The organism is Marinoscillum furvescens DSM 4134 (assembly GCF_003386095.1).
GTDB classification, from domain to species: domain Bacteria; phylum Bacteroidota; class Bacteroidia; order Cytophagales; family Cyclobacteriaceae; genus Marinoscillum; species Marinoscillum furvescens.
This window is the reverse complement of the sequence record NZ_QREG01000001.1, coordinates 230,329-251,623: the sequence shown is the minus strand read 5'-3', so window position 1 is coordinate 251,623 and position 21,295 is coordinate 230,329. Positions and strand designations below refer to the sequence as shown.

General features: G+C 46.0%; 17 protein-coding genes. 11 read left to right on the top strand and 6 right to left on the bottom strand.

The features are described 5' to 3' along the window. Positions 1–117 precede the first annotated feature (117 nt). The 3 genes from glgP to C7460_RS01055 all read left to right on the top strand — a co-directional run bounded on the left by glgP (position 118) and on the right by C7460_RS01055 (position 4,225). Complete coding sequence (glgP, locus tag C7460_RS01065) at positions 118–1,758, top strand: alpha-glucan family phosphorylase (RefSeq protein ID WP_115866204.1); 1,641 nt, start codon at positions 118–120, stop codon at positions 1,756–1,758. Between the two features lie 59 nt (positions 1,759–1,817). Next, positions 1,818–3,680: a PAS domain-containing sensor histidine kinase gene (locus C7460_RS01060; protein ID WP_115866203.1), complete on the top strand. Its 1,863-nt coding sequence runs from the start codon at positions 1,818–1,820 to the stop codon at positions 3,678–3,680. Positions 3,681–3,772: 92 nt separating this feature from the next. Further along, positions 3,773–4,225, top strand: coding sequence for a hypothetical protein (locus tag C7460_RS01055; protein WP_115866202.1), 453 nt, complete (start codon positions 3,773–3,775; stop codon positions 4,223–4,225). On the opposite strand, the gene C7460_RS01050 is transcribed toward C7460_RS01055, so the two are convergent. Then, positions 4,212–5,042: an alpha/beta hydrolase gene (locus C7460_RS01050; RefSeq protein WP_115866201.1), complete on the bottom strand. Its 831-nt coding sequence runs from the start codon at positions 5,040–5,042 to the stop codon at positions 4,212–4,214. The genes C7460_RS01055 and C7460_RS01050 overlap by 14 nt on opposite strands. Positions 5,043–5,163: 121 nt before the next feature. On the opposite strand from C7460_RS01050, the gene C7460_RS01045 reads away from it, so the two are divergent. Continuing rightward, positions 5,164–7,377, top strand: coding sequence for a patatin-like phospholipase family protein (locus C7460_RS01045; RefSeq protein ID WP_170147844.1), 2,214 nt, complete (start codon positions 5,164–5,166; stop codon positions 7,375–7,377). A 7-nt stretch (positions 7,378–7,384) separates the two neighbouring features. Here the strand turns inward: C7460_RS01045 and C7460_RS01040 are convergent, their stop codons facing one another. Further along, positions 7,385–7,564, bottom strand: coding sequence for a hypothetical protein (locus tag C7460_RS01040; protein WP_147302812.1), 180 nt, complete (start codon positions 7,562–7,564; stop codon positions 7,385–7,387). A gap of 18 nt (positions 7,565–7,582) precedes the next feature. Between C7460_RS01040 and C7460_RS23590 the strand changes: the two genes are divergently transcribed. Continuing rightward, entirely contained in the window at positions 7,583–7,738 is a 156-nt protein-coding gene (locus C7460_RS23590) for a hypothetical protein (protein WP_170147843.1), read from the top strand. A gap of 439 nt (positions 7,739–8,177) precedes the next feature. Here C7460_RS23590 and C7460_RS01035 read toward each other — a convergent pair whose 3' ends face one another. Next, a complete protein-coding gene (locus C7460_RS01035) occupies positions 8,178–8,900 on the bottom strand; it encodes an SIMPL domain-containing protein (RefSeq protein ID WP_115866198.1) in 723 nt (240 codons plus the stop codon). Positions 8,901–8,956: 56 nt separating this feature from the next. Further along, the gene (locus C7460_RS01030) at positions 8,957–10,123 is read right to left on the bottom strand and encodes an aspartyl protease family protein (protein ID WP_115866197.1); all 1,167 of its coding nucleotides are present in this window, start codon (positions 10,121–10,123) and stop codon (positions 8,957–8,959) included. Between the two features lie 261 nt (positions 10,124–10,384). Here C7460_RS01030 and C7460_RS01025 point away from each other — a divergent pair, with 261 nt between their 5' ends. Beyond that, on the top strand, positions 10,385–10,924 hold the full coding sequence (locus tag C7460_RS01025) for an outer membrane beta-barrel protein (protein WP_170147842.1): 540 nt from the start codon (positions 10,385–10,387) through the stop codon (positions 10,922–10,924). An 85-nt stretch (positions 10,925–11,009) separates the two neighbouring features. Here C7460_RS01025 and C7460_RS01020 read toward each other — a convergent pair whose 3' ends face one another. Then, a complete protein-coding gene (locus tag C7460_RS01020; protein WP_115866195.1) occupies positions 11,010–11,414 on the bottom strand; it encodes an SRPBCC family protein in 405 nt (134 codons plus the stop codon). 77 nt (positions 11,415–11,491) lie between these two features. Beyond that, positions 11,492–12,271, bottom strand: coding sequence for an ion transporter (locus C7460_RS01015; RefSeq protein ID WP_115866194.1), 780 nt, complete (start codon positions 12,269–12,271; stop codon positions 11,492–11,494). 213 nt (positions 12,272–12,484) lie between these two features. Between C7460_RS01015 and C7460_RS01010 the strand changes: the two genes are divergently transcribed. From C7460_RS01010 to C7460_RS00990, 5 genes are all read left to right on the top strand, one after another. Beyond that, a complete protein-coding gene (locus C7460_RS01010; RefSeq protein ID WP_115866193.1) occupies positions 12,485–15,862 on the top strand; it encodes a methylmalonyl-CoA mutase family protein in 3,378 nt (1,125 codons plus the stop codon). 59 nt (positions 15,863–15,921) lie between these two features. Next, positions 15,922–16,617, top strand: coding sequence for a hypothetical protein (locus C7460_RS01005; RefSeq protein WP_115866192.1), 696 nt, complete (start codon positions 15,922–15,924; stop codon positions 16,615–16,617). A 124-nt stretch (positions 16,618–16,741) separates the two neighbouring features. Next, on the top strand, positions 16,742–17,269 hold the full coding sequence (locus tag C7460_RS01000; protein WP_115866191.1) for a hypothetical protein: 528 nt from the start codon (positions 16,742–16,744) through the stop codon (positions 17,267–17,269). A 236-nt stretch (positions 17,270–17,505) separates the two neighbouring features. Then, positions 17,506–19,356, top strand: coding sequence for a family 16 glycoside hydrolase (locus C7460_RS00995; protein ID WP_115866190.1), 1,851 nt, complete (start codon positions 17,506–17,508; stop codon positions 19,354–19,356). 11 nt (positions 19,357–19,367) lie between these two features. Beyond that, positions 19,368–21,287, top strand: coding sequence for a DUF7133 domain-containing protein (locus tag C7460_RS00990; RefSeq protein WP_115866189.1), 1,920 nt, complete (start codon positions 19,368–19,370; stop codon positions 21,285–21,287). The last annotated feature ends 8 nt before the right edge of the window (positions 21,288–21,295 follow it).

The window sequence follows — 21,295 nt, the reverse complement described above, 5'->3', positions numbered from 1 at the left end:
AGTGTTGACTTTCAAATGAAAACGTTTTCATTTTTGCTGTAAGCAAAATTTAATGAAATCGGCTGTGGTTAATTGTTTAGAGCGATTATTTTCGGGCAAAAACCATTACGAATAGAAATGATGTCAGCCTATAATACCTGGAACCACCCGTACAAAATCGATAAAAAATACCAAAAGAAAGTAGCCTATTTCAGTATGGAGTTTGGCATTGATCAGGCCTTGAAAATCTACTCTGGTGGATTGGGTTTTTTGGCCGGAAGCCATATGCGTAGTGCCTATCAGCTCAAGCAAAACATGATCGGTATAGGTATGCTGTGGAAATACGGCTACTATGATCAGGGACGGAAACCTGATGGTACACTGGAGCCTCGCTTTGTAGAGAAAAACTATGCCTTTTTGGAAGATACGGGCATTCAGGTTCAGATAAGAATTCTTGAAAATGCACATGTACATGTTCGAGCATACTGCCTAAAGCCCGAGATTTTTGGCACAGTGCCGATGTATTTGCTATCCACTGATGTGCCAGAAAACGACCACTTGTCTCGAACCATAACCGATCGGCTTTATGACAACAACGACCTGACCCGCATCAGCCAAAGCATTGTGCTGGGGATAGGTGGAGCTAAAGTAGTGGAAGCTTTGGGAGGTGCTGATATCTATCACCTCAATGAAGGGCATGGCTTGCCTGCGTTTTACTACCTGAAAGATCAGGGAGTGAAGAAAGATCAGTTTGTCTTTACCACCCACACACCAGAAAAGGCCGGTAACGAGGAGCGTGAAGGTGCATTTTTGAACAATATGGGCTTTTTTGGAAGGCATCTTTCCGATGAAGAGTTGCAAAAAGAAACCACAGATGAAGGTATGCTCAGCTATACTGTGGCAGCTTTGCGTCATGCCAAGCGATCGAATGCAGTCTCGAAAATACACGCCAAAGTATCTAAGGATATGTGGAAGGGGTTTAATGGCATTAGTAAAATAATTCCTATTACCAATGCACAGGATGCAGTTTACTGGCAAGATGAGATTTTGAAGAAAGCAGCAGAGAAAGCCGATCACAAAAAGTTGATCAAACGCAAACACGAACTCAAGCGTGAGCTCTTCAGAGAAGTAGCCAATCAAACTGGGAAAATCTTCGATCCGGAAGTGCTAACTGTAGTCTGGGCCAGACGCTTTGCGGCGTACAAGCGACCTGACTTACTCCTGATGGATGAAGCTCGTCTGGAGAAATTGCTAACCAATAAGGAATATCCCATTCAGATCATATGGGCAGGTAAGCCCTATCCGAAAGATAAGAATGCGGTAACCATTTTTAACCGACTGATCAAGTACTCGAAGCACAAGTCAAATGTTGCTGTACTTACAGGGTATGAGCTGGAACTTTCGCGTAAGCTCAAAAATGGTTCGGATATTTGGCTCAATACTCCTAGAATCACGCGAGAAGCTTCTGGTACCAGCGGAATGACCGCAGCTATGAATGGGTCCGTGAATTTGTCGACTTACGATGGGTGGATACCTGAGTTTGCGAAAGATGGTAAGAACTGTTTTGTTATACCTCCGGCCGACATGAATGTAGATCAAAATGCGCACGACCGCCAGGATTATGAGAGTTTAATGCATTTGCTAGAGCAGGTGGTTCTTCCTCTTTATTATCAAGATGCGGAAGGGTGGAACAAGTTGGTAGTCAGGGCTATGAAGGACGTGTTGCCGGCCTTTGGCAGTGCCAGGATGGCTGCCCAATACTACGATGAGCTCTATTAAATTCCCGTTCGCTTCATTTTATTTCTACCAGTGGAGGATTAAACCTACTTTCATTGGTCATGAAGCCGCTAAAAATGCTCAAACAAGGTCTGATTTGGGTGGGGGTCCTAATGGTTGTCACCCTTTTTCTGCTACTATTTGCTGTGCATCAGTATGGTAGCGTAGGTGAATCAGCACCTTTTGGTTCAGGCGCCTTGCTTATAGTCCTGTCGCTGGGGGTACTTATCGGCTACCTTTTGCTTGTGCGCTACGTGCTCAGGTTGTTTCAGCAGCGGGAGTGGGATCAGAAGAAGGTTGAGAACAAACTTATGGCTTTTGATGCCAGATTGGCGGCTTTTATTGAAAACCCCGAGCACATTAGCATTTTTACTTTAGATCGGGAGTATAGATATGTTTACTTCAATGAAATCCATGCCGAACGCATTCAGAAAAACTTTGGAAGTGAAGTAAAGCAAGGAGCCTCCATTTTGAGCATGCTTCCAGAGGATCTCGCACACCAGATTTCGAAAAGCTTCAACAGGGCCCTTTCTGGGGAGCATTTTACGGTCACTAGCAGGTTTGAAGATCGCTATTATACTCAGGTGTACAACCCCGTATACAATGATCAGGGAAAAGTAATAGGGCTTACGGGAAATATTGCTGACGTAACAGAGCGAATACGGGCGGAGCAGGAGCTCGAACAGTACAAAGACCATCTGGAGGAGGAAGTAGAAAGACGAACCAAAGAGATCAATCTGCAGAGTCAGTTTTTTCAGAGCATCATCGATAGTCTCCCTAGCCTCATTTTCGTGCGAAACGAGAAAGGCAGGTACGTAATGGTGAATCGAGCGATGGCCAACTCACTGGGGGTGCCTCATAAAGAGGTCCTTGGCGAGAGTATCAGTGAGACTCATAAAAGTGTGGAGGATGTGTACCGCTATGAGCAGGAAGATAGAGAAATATTGAATGACGACATAGTAGTAGAGGAGGAGGCCTACTACGAGTTTCCGGATGGAACCGGCCACTGGCTGCTCCTGAGTAAGCGCCGAATGCTGTTGGGTGATGAGGCTTATGTGTTGGGCATCCATGTGGACATTACCAATCTGAAGGATACAGAAATGAAGCTCCTACAGGCCAATGACGAGCAGAAAAAAACGCTCAACCGGCTCAAACAGGCACAGGTGCGCCTGGTAGAGTCTGAAAAAATGGCGTCTCTGGGACAACTCACAGCAGGGCTGGCACATGAGATCAACAATCCCATCAACTACGTAGCAGGTAATGTGGCACCTATTCGTAACGACCTCCATGAGCTTAAAGAGTATCTTGAGGATATGGGTGGTCCTCAGGCCAATGGAAATGGAAAGACTAGAAATTTTGATGCACTGTTTGAGGAGCTTCATTCACTCCTCGATGGAGTAGATGAGGGTACCACACGAGTGAAAAACCTCATGAATGATCTTAATACATTTTCGATGCCTGCAGAGTCCAGGCGCTATCGGTACAACATCAACGATTCGGTGCGCTCTACGGTAAATCTGGTGAAACACCATGTGAAAGGTCGAATTCAAATCAATCTGTATATGGGTGATGTGCCCAGTATTTTGTGCAATCCTCATCAGCTCAATCAGGTTTTCTTAAATATTTTGAACAACGCTATTCATGCCATTAAAGATGAGGGAGTCATCGATATTCGCACATCTACAGAAGATGCACAGATATCAGTCGCCATTTCGGACTCAGGACATGGGATATCCAGTGCTCATATGAAAGAAATTTTTGACCCATTTTTTACCACCAAAGACCAGGGTGAGGGCACAGGGCTGGGGTTGGCTATTTCTCATCGTGTTATTACCGAACATCATGGCAAAATAGAAGTTAGTAGCATAGAAGGTAAAGGGTCTACCTTTAGGATTGTTTTGCCGGTAGATCAGTTGGGAGAATAATATTCCCTTTCACGGTGAATTAATGTATATTCATGTGGTTTTGTTGGTCTCTCCCTTCTGGGAGCTTACCTTTGGTATCAGCTAACCTGCAAATGGAACAAAGTCTCACAAAAAGAATTTCCCGGGTATACTGGGGAAACATGGTATGCGCTGCCTCACGCGAAGTTACCTCCTCGCAAATCACAGTGCATCGCCTGAACGACCTACTTGTTAAGGTAGTTTTTCGAATGGGTGATGCTATCTACATGTTTCGTGGGATGCTCACAGAGCAGGACGAAGGTCTGCTGATGACTGTCCAAAATAGAGTCATGCCCGACTACATCCTTTCAGGCATTGAAGGGTTTGTACCCAATAAGTCCAATGTCCATGGGGGCTTTATGTTTCAGCTCAATGCCTTTTACTTTCACATCATGATACGTAAGTTCGATGGCACCGAAGTGGAAGTTTATTTTTTAGGCAAGCCTGAAGAAGAATTCAGGCTCCAGCAAGAAGCTAAGGTTCGGCAATTTGCTGAATCTTCAGACGATGCCTCTACGAATTGCTGAGCATCCAATCAATCATCTGATCAGTGACTTCCCCTTTGCAGTTATCGTGAAGTGGTTCGTGTAAGAAATGCTCCAAAGGCACCCATTGCACCTTGGTGGACATGCATTGGGTTAGTTCTTGAGAGGCTTTCCAATCTACTATTGGGTCTGCGGTACCGTGAAAGACCAGCGCGGGCAATTTGATTTGATCGGCATGGTCCAGGGCATAAGCACTGGAAGCGGCACATTCTGTGTAGAGCTTTGCGGAAATAAGTCCATGCACCAGCGGATCTTCATTGTACGCTCTGATGGCGTTTTCATCTTTCGTAAACTGTCTGGCGTCCAAGTTGTTCGGTTGTGTTAAGGATGGAAAAATGCTTTTAGCAATGCCGGCGAGCTTTACTTTCCAGGCCGGAGGCGCAAACGCAAGTCTGAGCCATGGAGACGTAAGGATCATGCCACTTAGCTCGTTGGTATTCATTCGAATGGCATAGTTAGCCACCAGATTGCCTCCCATACTTTGCCCATGCAGGTACATGGGGAGTTCTGTGTGCTCGGCTCTGGCGGTTTTGAGGAGTTCTTCTATGTCGCTCATGAGCAGCTCTATACTCCTGGCATGTCCTCTTTTTCCTTCCGACTTACCGTGCCCTCTGAGGTCCATAGCGTAGGTGGTTATTCCCGAGTTGGCCAGCTGCTGGGCTAGCTCATGGTAGCGGTTGCTGTGCTCTCCCAGGCCATGAACGATACACAGAATAGCCCTTGGTGACTCACACTCCCAATAGCGGTAAAAAAGCTTCAGCCCATCCTGGCTTAAAAAATGACCTGATTCACTACTCATGTTCTCTCATTTTTGGGATTTTGTATAACTTGATCCAAACCGAAGATGCCCAAGGCACACGATGCGTAAATCTATAGATTCGATCATATATTCTTTTCCTGTTCAGTTGGTTTTTCATCATATGAGGAGGAATCTTGCCCTGGTGATACTGTGGGTGCTATTTGTGGTCACTATCAGCGGTGGTATTGGTAAAATTTACGGCATTCATTACCTCTATCTGGATCCAGAGTATGTAAACCAGGTCGGGTTTTGGAGCTTTTTTATGGTAGGGTTGGCGTTTGGCAATTTTACCATGGCCTTTCATATTACTTGCTATATTCTGGATAGCCATCGTTTCACGTTTGTGGGTATTCTGGAGCGTCCTTTTGCGAAGTTTTCTATCAATAACAGTGTGCTCCCGCTTATTGCACTGATCACTTATGTAGTCTTATTGATTCGATTTCAAAGCAGTAATGAATTTGCCAGTAGTGTAAACATTCTGCTGGACGTAGTGGGTTTGTTGTGTGGTTTGGCAGTGATGCTCGCTGTATTTTTTATTTATTTCAAGTTTACCAACAAGGACATTTTTAAGTACCTGGCAGGGTCTGTAGACAAACGTCTGCGAAAGTCTAGCCTCAGTAGAGAGCGGATGATGAACAAGCTCACCGAAAGTAGAGCACGCAGGTATAAGGTTTATTCGTACTTCGATCTGAAGTTGAGGGTGAGGTCATGTAGGAGGCTTCAGGATTTTTACGACAAGGAAGCAGTGCTGAAAGTATTCGATCAGAATCACTTCAATTCTGTGGTGATAGAGTTTGGGGTCATTTTCCTGATTCTATTTCTGGGCACCTTTATGGATAATGAGTACCTTCAAATACCTGCTGCCGCCAGTTCGCTGCTGATGTTTTCCATAGTGATTATGCTGGTAGGTGCCTTTTCCTATTGGCTGCGAGGCTGGGGGTTGGTGTCTGCTGTTGGCTTGTTTTTGCTGGCCAACTTGCTGGTGAAGTGGGGGCTGATTCAGGGTGAGTACCCTGCCAGGGGGCTGGACTATGAAGGAGAGAGGGTGAATTATACGCTGGGCAAACTGCGAGAGTTGAACAGTGAGCAGTGTTTTAGAGAGGATAGCCTACAGATGCTAAAGACCCTTGAGAGCTGGAGGCAGCAGCAGGTGGAGCCAAACCCCAGGGCAGTGTTTTTGTGTGTCAGTGGAGGAGGTCAGCGTGCAGCGCTGTGGAGTTTAAATGCGCTAGTCAATGTAGATAGCATATTGCAAGGGCAGCTTATGCGCCAAACGGTACTCATTACAGGTGCCTCAGGAGGAATGGTAGGGGCAGCTTATTTTCGGGAGCTCTACTGGCGAAAGGTTCAAGGCGAAAAAATACCCGCGGTTTCAGAACGGCTCAGGATGATCGGTCGAGATAATCTCAACCCCATCGTGTTTTCGCTCCTAGTGAATGATGCGTTTTTTAGGGTGCGCCGGTATACGTATGACCAAAAATCTTATCTCAAAGACAGAGGCTATGTCTTTGAAGAAAACCTAAATAGAAACCTGGGCGGGGTGCTGGACAAAAAACTGGCAGCCTATCGAGAGCCAGAGATGAAAGCACAAATACCTATGATGCTGATGTCACCGGTTATTTCCAATGACGGCAGAAAGCTTTACATTTCGCCACAGCGTGTGTCATTTATGGGCAAAAGCACTACGGGTGATCCTGATGGTAAGATTGCTGGGGTTGGCTTTAATCGACTGTTTGAAAAGCAGGGAGCCGAAAACCTAAATTTTCTCACAGCCCTCCGAATGTCCGCATCTTTTCCCTACATCACTCCTACTGTGTCCTTGCCTAGCGAGCCCCGTATAGAGGTGATGGATGCTGGTATTTCTGATAATTTTGGTGTGGGTGATGCGGTTCGGTTTATTGAGGTTTTTAAAGAGTGGTTTGAAGAAAATACTGCAGGTGTAACCATGGTGATCATCAGGGATACTCGGAAAAATGCACCCATAGAGCCACAGTCCAATCCCTCGCTAATTCAGCGGATGACCTACCCCATAGCTAGTGTGTACAATAATCTGGGCAATATCCAGGATGTCAACAATGATGAACGAATAGCTAGTTTGAAAGATAACTTGCGTGTACCGCTGCAGACTGTGGAGCTGGAGTATAACACCTATACCAATATCGATGAGAGCTATCTGGTGGAGGCTAAAGAAACTGAGCGCAAGCAGCTAGAGCGTGCTTCGCTAAGCTGGCATCTTACCACTAAAGAAAAAGAAAATATCATTCAAAACATTGATTTAGAAAACAATCAGTGGGCGCTTAGGAGGCTGGAAACCATCATGAAAGAGGGCGAATAGTGTGGTTTCAATAATTATGGATCTTCGTCATGTTTAGCTCCTCGGTGAATTTGTGAAACTCCAGAGCCGTTATATAGGCATTATATTGCCTATTTCCTTCAGTCATCTTCGGTGATGCATCCATTAGTGCAGGATCGGCATTATACTGCCGAATGGTGGCTTTTTTACCTATCAGGACTTTGTCCATTTTGGAGAAAAGATAGAGATGCATAAGTCCAGAGTAGAGCGTATTCTGAAAGATTTTAGTGAGCCAAACCCTAAGGCATTGACGCTCATCGATCGGTCTGCGTTGAGCGCTGAGACCAAGGAAAACTACCGTTCCATTTATCTGGATAGAATCGATAGGATGAAAATCAGGTAGAAGTCATTTGGTCAAAAAGATTTATTGACCTGTTATAGGTGATTGTCAATAGGTTGGCTTGGGAATAATGTGAACACGATTCAGCGCACCTCTAAGCTCGAAACACTAAAGAAAAAATCATTCAAAACATTGATTTAGAGCGCAATGATTGGGTTTTGCGGAAAGCTACACCGAATCATGAAATTACAGCCAGAGGAGCTTCAGTAAAAATACCGAGTGGTGATTACAGGAAAATTGAGAGGATTTGGGTGATACAATACCTCTAATATTGTATTGCTCGTACAGACGGTCGGGCGCATTGTCTTCCTAATTAAGCACGAGGTAATTCACAATTGTCCCAAGGCTGGGCTGGTAATCCGTTAGGAAGATCTTTTATATGGCAATAACCGGAGGGACTATATCATCCATATTGGCGGCCCCTCCGGTTTTTTTTGTGCTTTTATTTTGCGGACTGTAAGTAAAATACGATGTTGGCAGACTCCTGAAAGTTTAGATTGTCAGCTTCAAAGTTTGAAAACTGCACATCGGCTTTTCTAGATAGCTCTGCAGACTCAGCCATGGCATACATGGGGCGTGGCCCTCCACCAGACTGCTCATGATACTGTATGGATTTAATCCCAGCCACTTCATAGTCTGCAGCTCCGGCCAATAAGTCTGCTTTCAGGCGGGCATCTTTTACTGCCTGTTGCAGGAGTTCATTTTTTAGTTTCGCCTGTCGCTCTTTGTCCAGTCCAAATGAAATGCTGATTTCTGGGTTGGCCTGACTATCGGTGGTTTCGTTGAGTACCTTCAGCAAGGTTTTCTTCTCCATCCCAAAGGTGACTTTTACGTTTTGCACTCCCAGATACCCGAGCTCTTTCCATTCTCCCCGGTCATATTTTTTGTTTTTATCTACGCTGAAGCTGGATGTCACTATTTCATGGTCTTCAAACTTTAGTTTTTTCAGTGAGGAGGTAAGTAGGTCTACCCGTCGAATAAGTTCATTGATGGTGCCTGTATAGGAAGTTCCCTGTGCTTCTATTCGAAAGCTTACTGTCGTTTCAGTAGGCTTTACAGAGGCGCTGGAGGTGCCCTTGATCGTCAGCGTTGGTTGCTCAGTGTCTTGTGCATTTGCTACAATCGCCATCAAAAACACCAGGGTGCTCAGAAATATATGTTTCATGGTATGTTGAGTTTTTTGCTCACAGACTACAAGGACAATGCCAGTTAGTTAGGTGACTATTCGATTAGGCTCCGCAATGCAAGGCTTACGGTCTTCTCATCGCCGTTCTGGTTGAGCACCAGGGTGACCTCTTCACCATTTTGTCTGAGCATTTCTTTGATGCGAGGCAGCGGAACATCTCTTACCGGGGTGTCGTTGATCAATAGCAGCTCATCATTGAGCTGGATGCCGGCTTCAGCCGCCGGGCTATCTTCAAAAACCTGATGAACCAATACCCGCCTCTTGTCTTTGGACAGCTGTATGTCTATGCCGCTACAGTTTACATGCAGGGGTTTGTCAAAGTTTTTATTGGGTTGGAAATAGAGCTTTTTGCCAGGCAGGTCTATGGTGATGTTAAACTTGCTGAGCACCTGGTTACCAATGATTCCAGCTACTTCAGGGTGAGCCTGTATGCCTTCTTTAGCCATACTTATCCCGATTGGTAGGTCTTCTATGGTTTGATCACCAAATGAAAAGGAAAGCACATGACCCTCATAATGCAGTGTTTCTTCTTCGGAGATGCCCTTCACCAGATAGGAGTAGTGTTTACCCGTTTTATGAATGACATCCCATTTTTCAGCATAGGGAGAGTTGAAATCCAGGGTGGTGCCCGCCCCTGACATAATGAAAAACTTACCATCATGTGGCTCTCCGTTGTTGAGTGTGACGGCTCCTTTTATAGTGGGGATAGAAATGGTTAGGTGAAAGGGTACTACGTCTCCATCGGCGGGGCCCTCCCCATGCTCATAGATGTCCATGATTCCTCGAGCGTAGTTTATGTGGAGCGTGTGATGATGCATAAGGTCATACCCCACTATGCCGTCAATGTCTCGCCCTAGGCTGATTTCCAGATGGTCCAGATCTGTTGAGTAGATTTTGATGTTTTTTTCCATCGGGAAGCCATTGATCTCAATCTCATTGTGTTTGATGAGCTCCATGGTCGTCTTGGTCGTGTTCATTTTCACTTTTTTGCCACGGAGCTTTAGTCTGTCGGCTACATCATCATCTATTACGGTGAGTCCAGATCCCGTATCAAAGATGAAATCAAGGGGCTCCGAATTGTCCACGCTCACTTTGATGAGCATGTGGTCACCATATAGCTGAAAAGGAATACTGGTGATGGGAGTCTGCGCACTCAGGCTATACACAGCCAAAGCAAATAGGAAGGTCAGTGATCGTTTCATAAATATTAGGAGGTTAGAAGGTTTGAAATTATCGATTTCGTTGGAAAATTGGAAATAAACAACGTTCAATCGTAGAGAATATCCGATGAGATGGATTTTAAATCTGAAAATATGCTTGTCGATTTGAGAATGTTTAGGCTTGATTATTGCCTTTTGGATGGTTTTTAGGCTCTTTTTAGGCTTTGGTACGGTCTTTTTAGTATGGCAGGTGATTCCGCAAGTGCGGAAATGACATGGTATCACGAAAATTGTATTATTTCAATGAAACGCATAGTTTACACAATACTGGCAATTATCGGATTTGGTTTGATTTCGGCTACAGCACAACGTGCCAACGTAGGGGTTAACTTTTCAGGAGCAGCTCCTTTGGGGGATAACGCAGATTTTTACAATGCCGGGGCCGGAGCCGATGTATCCTTTGACTATTACTTCAACGACCGGTTTGATGTAGGTGTTGAGGCAGGTTTTGAGGCGCTGCCCTATGATGCTGATGGGCTGGACGGTGAGCGACTGACCATAGTGCCTGTGCAGGTGACTGCAGCCATTCACAAAGACCTGGCCACCTGGGTAGATTTGTATGGAGAGCTCGGTGCAGGTACGTTTACATTTGGGTCCAGCCTGGAAGGGGTAGATGCTGATACCTATGCAGGGGTATCTCCTCGGGTAGGCCTTGCATTTGAGCTTAGTGAAAACCAGTGGTTTTTAGATACAAACCTCGAATACCGACACGTGTTTACAGACGTGGAACCAGATTTCAATACGCTTGGACTTAACATAGGGCTGCTTTATACCATATTTTAGTAGGTAAAAACTCAGCTAATTGATGGCCGTCTCAGAAACAATGCCCGGAGGTAATTGCTTTAGGTGTGTTTCTGAGACGGCTTTTTTATAGTGCCTCCACATGTTTCTTGAAATTATCAAGAATGGCTTGCCACCCATCTCTTTGCATGTCTACTGGATGTGACGTTTCTGGTTCAAATTCCTCAATTATTCGGGTACTTTCACCCGCTTTTTCAAACTGAACACGCACTTTTCTGCCATCAGCCATGGTGTGCTCTATAAGCTCATTGGGGATGACTTTAGTGTAGGTGCCTTCAAAATCAAATTGCATGCTGCCGTCTTTAGCTGCCATGGTAGACTTGTACTTGCCACCTACGCGCAAATCTACCTCTGCCGTAGGGCAGTGCCAGTCAGGTGAGGCCTGGTTCCATTGCATGATGGCTTCTGGTGAATTCCATTTCTCCCATACGCTCGCTATTGGGGCGTTTATTGATGTTTGTACTGTGATCATGACTTTTTTTAGTAAAAGTAGAAGTTAAGCGAATTTTTTCTTCGGTGCTATTCTGTCAAAGTATGGGTGCTTTTACGTCAATAGTTTTCCGATTGATTATGGATTGGAGTCTTTTGTTTTTCGGATATTAATTCTTCCGTATACCCGGAAGCGAGGATCCCAGAAGGAAGTGCTATTAGTCCGATACCAATTAGCGTTATGATTCCATTCAAAACTTTGCCAATTGGTGTGATTGGGTAAATGTCTCCATAACCGACTGTCGTTAAAGTGACTACACCCCACCATAGTGATTTCAAAATACTGGAAAATTGTTCAGGTTGTGCTTCTCTTTCAGCATAATACATTAATGTTGATACTATAATTAGCACTACAACAATGAATGAGCTGGTTATTATTAATTCTTCACTCTTGTTTTTCAAGACTTTGTGAATCGTATTGAAGGCTTTTGTATAGCGTGTTATTTTTAAGATGCGAAATATCCGAAGTAGCCTAAGTGCTCTTAAAAACCTGAGATCAATTCCAAGAAATGGGAGAAATGCTGGGAGAATGGCCAGCAAGTCCACTAGAGCTGAAGGTGTAGACGCATATTTCAACCTGCCCACAATAGCATGACTGTATTTTTGACGTTCTACGCAACTCCAAAGTTTCAATAGATACTCAATTGTAAAGACAAAAATTGAAGTAGTTTCTACAATTTGAAATATGCCAGAATATTCAAGTGCTAATGACTCTTCGGATTCTAAAACGATCTCAATCGTGCTAGCTACTATGAATACCAAGATTAATAGGTCAAAGATTTGACTTGTCTTGGTTTGATGGTTGTCGTCATGAACGATAAGGAAGATTCTTCTTTTCATAAGTGCTAGATTGATATTCGAATGAGGAAATTGAAAATTAATATCTAAATCCAATAAGTATTTATTTTATTTCTTCAATCTGGTACTATCAGGAAGATCATTGGGTGCAAAATCCATTTCACAAAATCCGCTCGCTGAGCATTTGCTTTTACTTATTTTTGTGTTACCCAAATTAGAAAAACAACATTACCCTAATTCAACACAAAAAAGCATATGTCTCAAACTGAAGCGCCTTACAAGCCCGTCAACCATATACGTATAGTCACCGCTGCGTCTCTTTTCGATGGCCATGATGCCGCCATCAACATCATGCGTCGCATTATTCAGTCTACTGGCTGCGAAGTAATCCACCTCGGGCACAATCGGTCTGTGCAGGAAATCGTGGATTGCGCGATACAAGAAGATGCTCAGTCCATAGCCATCACTTCCTATCAGGGAGGGCATGTGGAGTACTTTAAGTACATGTATGACTTGCTCAAAGAGCGGGGTGCAGAGCACATTCGCATCTATGGTGGTGGAGGTGGTACCATTCTCCCAGAAGAGATAGATGAGCTTCATGCACACGGCATAGCACGAATATACTCTCCCGACGATGGGCGGGAGTTGGGCCTACAGGGCATGATCAATGACCTGGTAAAAGGAAGTGATTTTCCGGTAGGAAAAAACCTCAACGGACAGGCGAAAGCACTCGATAAAAAAGATGTCAACTCCATAGCGCGGACCATTTCTGCGATCGAAAATTTTCCTGAGGAAAATCAAAAAGTGCTGGATCAGATTCGAGAGACCATCGCTGCCAAAAAAGTAGCTCCGGTACTTGGGATCACCGGTACGGGAGGAGCAGGGAAGTCTTCGCTGGTAGATGAGCTCGTTCGTCGTTTTCTGCTAGATTTTGAAGATAAAAACATTGCCGTGATCTCAGTGGACCCTTCCAAACGAAAGACTGGTGGGGCGCTGCTAGGCGACCGTATTCGCATGAACTCTATCTTTTCAGATCGGGTATACATGCGCTCACTGGCCACACGTCAGTCCAATCTGGCACTTTCCAGGTATGTGAAAGATGCGGTGGACATTGTAAAAGCTGCAGGTTTTGACCTGATCATCCTCGAGACCTCAGGGATTGGGCAGTCGGATACTGAAATCACCGATCACTCAGACATGTCACTCTATGTGATGACTCCAGAGTATGGTGCAGCTACTCAGCTGGAGAAAATCGATATGCTGGATTTTGCGGATGTGATCGCCCTCAATAAATTTGACAAGCGCGGGGCACTGGATGCACTTCGTGATGTCAAAAAGCAGTACAAACGCAACCATGGCTTGTGGGAAACGGAAGACGATGCATTGCCTGTCTACGGCACCATCGCGAGTCAGTTCAACGATCCGGGTATGAATCAGCTCTACAAGGTGATCATGGATCAGTTGGTAGAGAAAACGGGTGCGGAACTGAAGTCTAATTTTGCTTCGACCAAAGAGATGTCGGAGAAGATCTACATCATACCTCCCAAACGTACGCGTTACCTCTCAGAGATATCCGAAACCATCCGCGACTACAATGAGACGGTAGAAAAACAACGCGAGATCGCTCAGAAACTCTACGGCCTCAATAAGTCCATGGAGGTGATGAAAGACCTGGACAAGGAGAGTGCGCTGAAAGCCATAGAGGAGGCGAAAGACCAGTTGGAGTTGGACCTGGATCCGCACAATAAGAAGCTGCTAGAGGGCTGGGAAAAGAAAAAGGAGCTTTATGCCGGAGACTCTTTTACCTATGAGGTGAGGGGCAAGGAAATTGTCGTGGAAACTTCCTCCACTACTTTGTCGCACACCCGCGTACCAAAGGTAAGCCTGCCGCGCTATGAGGCGTGGGGCGATGTGCTGAAGTGGAGCTTGCAAGAAAATGTGCCAGGAGAGTTTCCGTTTACATCGGGCGTATTTCCATTCAAACGAAAAGGCGAAGACCCTACCCGGATGTTCGCCGGAGAAGGTGGCCCAGAGCGAACCAATAAGCGCTTTCACTACCTTTCTCACGGACTGCCAGCAGCACGCTTGTCTACAGCTTTTGATTCAGTGACATTGTATGGCGAAGATCCGGATCACCGACCGGATATCTATGGGAAAATCGGAAACTCGGGGGTAAGCATTTGTTGCCTGGATGATGCCAAAAAGTTGTATTCGGGCTTCAATCTCTGTGACCCGACTACTTCCGTATCCATGACGATTAATGGACCGGCCGCTACCATAGCTGCATTTTTTATGAATGCAGCCATTGATCAGCAGTGCGAGCTTTACATCAAAGAAAATGGCCTGGAGCAGGAGGTAGAACAAAAGATCAAGGCAATCTATGATAAGTTGGGCAGTGAGCGTCCAAAATACAACGCAGAGTTGCCGGCTGGTCACAATGGCCTGGGGCTGATGCTCCTTGGGGTAACTGGAGACGATGTACTGCCCGCAGAGGTTTATCAAGAAATCAAAGCACGTACGCTTTCAAGTGTGCGAGGTACCGTGCAGGCAGACATACTAAAAGAGGATCAGGCCCAGAATACCTGTATTTTCTCCACGGAGTTTTCGCTTCGACTGATGGGGGATGTACAGCAGTATTTCATTGATCAGGCGGTGCGCAACTTTTACTCGGTATCCATCTCTGGCTATCACATCGCGGAGGCTGGGGCAAATCCTATTACTCAGTTGGCGTTTACGCTGGCAAATGGATTCACCTTCGTGGAGTACTACCTGTCCAGAGGCATGGACATCAATAAGTTTGCTCCAAACCTCTCGTTTTTCTTTTCCAATGGAGTAGATGCAGAATATGCTGTGATCGGTAGAGTGGCACGTCGTATTTGGGCCAAAGCCATGAAGGTGAAATATGGTGCCGATGAGCGCTCCCAAAAGCTCAAATACCACATTCAGACTTCAGGTCGTTCTTTGCACGCACAGGAGATCGATTTTAATGATATCCGCACTACACTGCAGGCACTTTACGCGATCTATGACAACTGTAATTCCTTACATACCAACGCATACGATGAGGCCATCACCACGCCTACAGAGGCGTCCGTGCGTCGGGCTATGGCCATTCAGCTGATCATCAACAAAGAGCTTGGCCTGGCCAAAAATGAAAACCCCATGCAGGGCTCATTTATCACCGAAGAGCTTACGGACCTGGTAGAGGAGGCCGTAATGTTGGAGTTTGACCGCATCACGGAGCGAGGCGGGGTACTCGGAGCGATGGAGAGCATGTATCAGCGTGGTAAAATCCAGGAGGAAAGCCTCTATTACGAAACCAAAAAACACAATGGCGATCTGCCGATCATTGGTGTAAATACCTTCTTGTCTTCCAAAGGATCACCTACCGTGATTCCGGATGAGGTGATCAGGGCGACCACCGAGGAAAAGGAAGATCAAATTGCAAACCTCAATGCGCTCCACCACAGAAATGAAGCGCACAGCGAAAAAATGCTCAAGCAGCTGCAGGAGGTGGCGCTGAATAACGGAAATACCTTCGCTCAGCTGATGGAAACCACCAAGTACTGCTCACTTGGGCAGATTACCCACGCCATGTTTGAGGTAGGGGGGCAGTACAGGAGAAATATGTAGGTTATTCCGTTTTTGGTTATTTCAATTAATGATGAAATACGTCTTGAATAATTTATGAAATGAAACTGTCGATAGAACGGAATGAAGAAATCATAGTTGTGAAGAGCTTCATTATTCAATTTGTGATGTTTTTCATTTTGTTCTTATCAATAGTAAGTATCCACGGTATCAAGAGCATCGAGGAGTTGTTCATGCTTACAAATGGGGTCATAGTGGTTTTCGGAGGCCTTATTTTGTTAGCCTACTTGAGTCAAATTGTAATTTCAGTGACCTTTAAAGAGTTAAACTTTTACCATCGAGCTCTAGTTAGTGTAGTTGTCAACACTGTTTTGATGACACTATTAATATTCTCACTGGATAGTAATATTGAAACATGGCTTGCCATACTTTTTGCAACAGTATATGGATGCTTTTTTGAACTACCAAGACTGGGGATTATTGCTCATTATGACCATGATAAGGGAGATTTAAAGTTTGTCAAATGGGCAATAGCCAACTATCCAAAGTTCCTTTTGGCAATTCTTGTGATTACACTGCTTCTTTTGCTTCTGAATTGGCCGAATATATCATTGGGAAAGGTTGGAATAATATTAATGACCAATATATCAATAGTCACATTTTTCACTGTAATAGCATGGCGCCTCAAATCGAATTTTCATCTTCGTAAGATATTCACTCTTTGGAAAATCTATGGATTGACTTTGGGGATTGTAACACTCTATGCTGTTGCAAATAACTTGATCAATAGACTTTAGAAGTTGAGTTCTAGCTGCTAATTCCCAATAGTTAAGTTTCAGTGCACCAATGAGTTGCGTGTAGAGGGGCTTCTTTGGCACTAATCTTGGTTTTTCATCACCCGTAAACCAAATTTTTAGTGCCATGAAAAAAGCAATTTTACTAAGCGTAGTATTGATGGCTTTCGGGTTATCAGAAGGACGAGGACAGCACTTTGTTTCTTCACACGGGGAGGCGTATCAATGGAGCCTGCCGTACGAAGTATATTATAGAATTCAGCATGATTTTTACCGGCATGACGTAGTGCACGTGGCTCGAGTGAGCACCTATCGCCGGGCATTTTATGATGTGGTCTTGCGGCGAGGAGGTATGTTTATCAAGGTGCGCATGACTCCTTACGGCAAAGTGATTTACAGGGAGCGAAACTTCCCATTTGACTATAGAAGACACCAGTGCCAAAGATCCTGTGGATTTGATCAGCGGTTTTATCGAGATGCGGTATGCAGGCCGGTCAGGCATGAAGGGCATTTCTACAGAGATGATATCAGACGCGATGCGCATGGCTATCGCAACTCCAACCACGCCAAGTCCCGGTTACACGCAAGATCTCGTGGGCATGACCATCATCATGCATACAAGGCTTACCCTTCCAAACGATCCTGTGACGATTAGCTAAATACTCCAGATGACTGATGAGTCCTGGCAGTATGGAAAAGTATTTGAAAAAGTGGAAAAGCCACTGCGATTGTTTAGTGACAGTTGCGGTGGCTTTTGTGCTGGTGGGGAGTTGAGCCTCAGGGTATGGCAGGCAAGTATTGGGTTTTTCAGTCCATAAACTTGTAGCCGAAAGATTTCTATTACCTTTCAAGGGAAATTCCTTTTTTAACCCATTTTTTTAATTCTCAAACATGATGAAACAAAGCATATTGCTAATCGGTCTTTTCTGGCTGTTTTCTATAGGTATTCATGCGCAGGATGGGTACGAATACCTCAAGCTGGAAGATATGGCTGGTTTTGAGCCTCAAGCAGGCAATTGGCAGGTCGTAGGAGATGTGGTAGTTGACCCCAGAGTAGACCCCCATGCTACTCACGAACCACAACCAAAGAAAAAAAAGAAACGTGGCAAGCAGGAAGAAGCACCAGAACCCATTCGCGTGACGAGTGGTACAGGTGTTTTGATCAATTTGCCTACTGAAGAGCAGAAGGATAATTTGCTGACCTCCTGGCAGCATGGCGACCTGATTCTGGAATTGGAGGTGATGATGCCTCCGGGCTCCAATAGTGGTATTTTTTTGCAAGGCAGGTACGAAATTCAGCTTTTCGATAGCTATGGAGTAAGACTCCCGCAGTTCTCAGATATTGGCGGGATCTACCGCAATTGGGAGCAAGACATCCAAAAGAGCTACATGGGCAAGGCCCCGCTACTCAATGCCGCCAAAGCTCCCGGCCTTTGGCAATCCTTGAAGATCGACTTTAAAGCACCAAGATTCGATGAAGCCGGCAATAAAATAGCCAATGCACGTATACAGGAAGTAGTCCTTAATGGCATGGTGATCCATAAAAATGTGGAGTTGCCAACCTATACCGGAGGGCAGATCTCAAAGCAAGAAGCACCGATGGGGCCGCTATTGATTCAGGGCGATCATGGTGCTGTGGCCTTTCGAAACATTCGGTACAAAAAAATGAAAGAGGGGCAGGCGAAGCTCGGACCCTTGCAGTATGAGGTGCGCCGAGGGAGATTCGAATCAGAAAAGCAGTTTTTTGAAGAAGGAGAAGTGGTAGCCTCAGGAGAGACCAACACTTTGACTTACGAAGTGGCCGACGAGCCACAGCATTTTGGGGTGAGCTTTACTGGTAAGCTCACTGTGCCCGATGATGCACTCCATACCTTCAGACTGCATTTGGGCTGTGTAGGTGTGCTCAAAATTAATGGAGAGGTAGTCGCGGAAGGGTATAACTATGCCGAGGGATCGGTAGCCCTCAGTGCAGGAGCTCATGACTTTCAGCTGATTTATAGCCACTTTCAGGCGTGGCGCGGCAAGCGTCTGGGAGTGCAGGTAGCCACAGCCAATAGTTATTGGCAGGACCTGCATGCGTTCAGTTCCTTTCCTCCGGGAGGAAGTGCCACAGCCCCGATATTGGTGGAGCCGGGCAGTGAGCCTCGCCTGGTTCGTGCTTTTGCACGGCACCCTGATGTAGACGGATTGCTTACCCATGCAGTAGGCGTTGGCACTCCGGAGGGCGTTCACTTCTTATATGATCAGACCGCTGGTTCTCCCGTGTCGATGTGGCGAGGAGGATTTGTAGATGCTACTCCGATGTGGCATGACAGGGGAAATGCTACTTTCAACCCGCAAGGCCTCGTGCAGTACTTGTCAGCCGCACCATCTATAGCCATCAAGGGGCAGGCAAAATCGGAAGTAATTACTAAAGGCTATCAACTGGACCCGGCGACTGGGCTCCCGACTTTTAACCTCGAGGTAGGCGGTGTAGCAGTGCAAGACCAATTAAAACCCGAAGATGGTAGCGCGCTAGCTCGGGAAATTATCTTTCCAGAAGGTGTACTCGCAGAGGTGCAGGCGGCTACAGCCAGCCAGATAGAAGCACTGGGTGCGGGCTTGTATGCGGTAGGCGATAAGCAATACTTCATTAGCGTGCCAGCTGGTATGCAAAGCGAAGTTAGGTCCCTGGGGCCAGATCAGCAGGCACTGGTGATCACAGCACCCGCTCAGAAAATCTCTTATTTACTCATCTGGTAACTCACATAGACATGCATTTTTTCAAACAACTATTTATCGGAGTGCTGTTGGCTATGTCGGTAGTGGCAGTAGCACAGCCTACAGAAGATGATTATTATAAAATTGTCACCATTCCTGTGCCAGAAGGTATTTTGCTGGAAGTAGGTGGTGTGGCAACCCTCCCTGATGGGCGAATTGCACTGGCAACCAGAAGGGGGGATGTCTGGCTGGTAGAGAACCCCACCATGGAGGGAGGTCAGGTGCCTAACTTCACCTTGTTTGCTACGGGATTACATGAACCACTAGGTCTGGCGTATTATCAGCAGGCTTTGTACGCCACACAGCGCGGCGAGCTTACCCGCCTCAGAGATACCAATGGTGATGATCGGGCGGATAGCTATGAGACCGTATATTCCTGGCCGCTTTCTGGTCACTACCACGAGTATTCTTATGGCCCCAAGATAGCTCCTGATGGATCGATGTTCGTTACCGGAAACGTAGCCTTCGGTGATGAAGAGTGGTGGCGTGGAGAAAGCCGCGTGCCGTGGCGTGGATGGACGCTGAAGATTACCCCTGATGGGGAAATGGAACCCTGGGCAACAGGTATGCGCTCCCCTTGTGGTATTGGTTTGATAGATGGTGAGTTTTTCTACGCAGACAACCAGGGAGACTGGATGGGAAGTGGTGGTGTTTGGCATGTGGAAAAAGGTGACTTCACCGGGCACCCTGCTGGCCTGCGCTGGTCCGAGGACGAACGATCACCTGTGCAGCTTACAGAAGCCGAGTTTTCAGCTAAAATTGATCACCGTAAGGTGAAAAAGGATGGTCGGTATGTGAAGCCTGAAAATATCGCGGATGAAGAAAATCCATGGACCCTCGCCGCAGTAAAGAAGGAATTTGATGAAGTAAAACTGCCCGCCGTTTGGCTGCCTCATGCTATTTTGGGTATTTCCAATTCGGAAATCCTCAAAGACGAAACCGGAGGTGCATTTGGTCCTTTTGCCGGTCAGATTTTTGTGGGAGATCAGGGGCAAAGCAAAATCATGCGTGTGGTATTGGAAGAAGTTAACGGAGCTTATCAGGGCGTGGCCTTTGATTTTCGAGAAGGCTTTCAGTCAGGTGTTTTACGAATGGACTGGGGCAATGACGGATCCTTGTACGTGGGAGAAACCAACCGTGGTTGGGGATCGGCAGGAAACACCAACTCAGGATTTGAGCGGCTGGTTTGGATCGGAGACACCCCAATGGAAATCTACACCGTGTCAGCAAGGCCCGACGGTTTTGAGCTCTTCTTTACCTTGGAAATTGATAAGAAAAGTGCGGCAGATCTGGATAGCTACAATGGGAAGCTTTTTACCTACAAGTACCACCCCGTGTATGGAAGTCCTACTATTGGGGAGGAGGAGCTAAAGATTTCAGGAGTGAAAGTGGCCGATGATGGAAAGAGCGTTCGTCTGCTGGTGGACAACATGAAGCAGCATTTTATCCATCAGATCAATGTGCCGGGCATACGTTCCGCAGACAAAAACATGCCCGTACTTCACCCGGAAGCTTACTACACCCTCAACAATATACCTGATGGGGAGCGGCTAGACAGGTCAGAGGTGAGCACCAGGCGCTCTTCTGCAGCCATCAAAAAGCCGGTGAAAAAACCCGTAGCGAAGGCAAAGCCAAAAGTAAAGGAGGTGCTTAGCTACGAACAAGTGAAGGCGCTGCTTGACAAAAATGCCTGCTCTGCCTGCCATAAGGCAGACAAGCGTGTGGTGGGCCCTTCCTTTGCAGATGTAGCAAAGCGCAGGTATACTGATGAGCGTATTGTGGAGCTGATCTACAATCCCGAGCCGGAAAACTGGCCGGGCTATGCCACACCTATGGCGCCCATGCCGCAGGTGCCTCGTGCCGATGCTCAAAAAATCGCTCAGTGGATCAATTCGCTGAGAGGAGAAGATTAAACTATGCA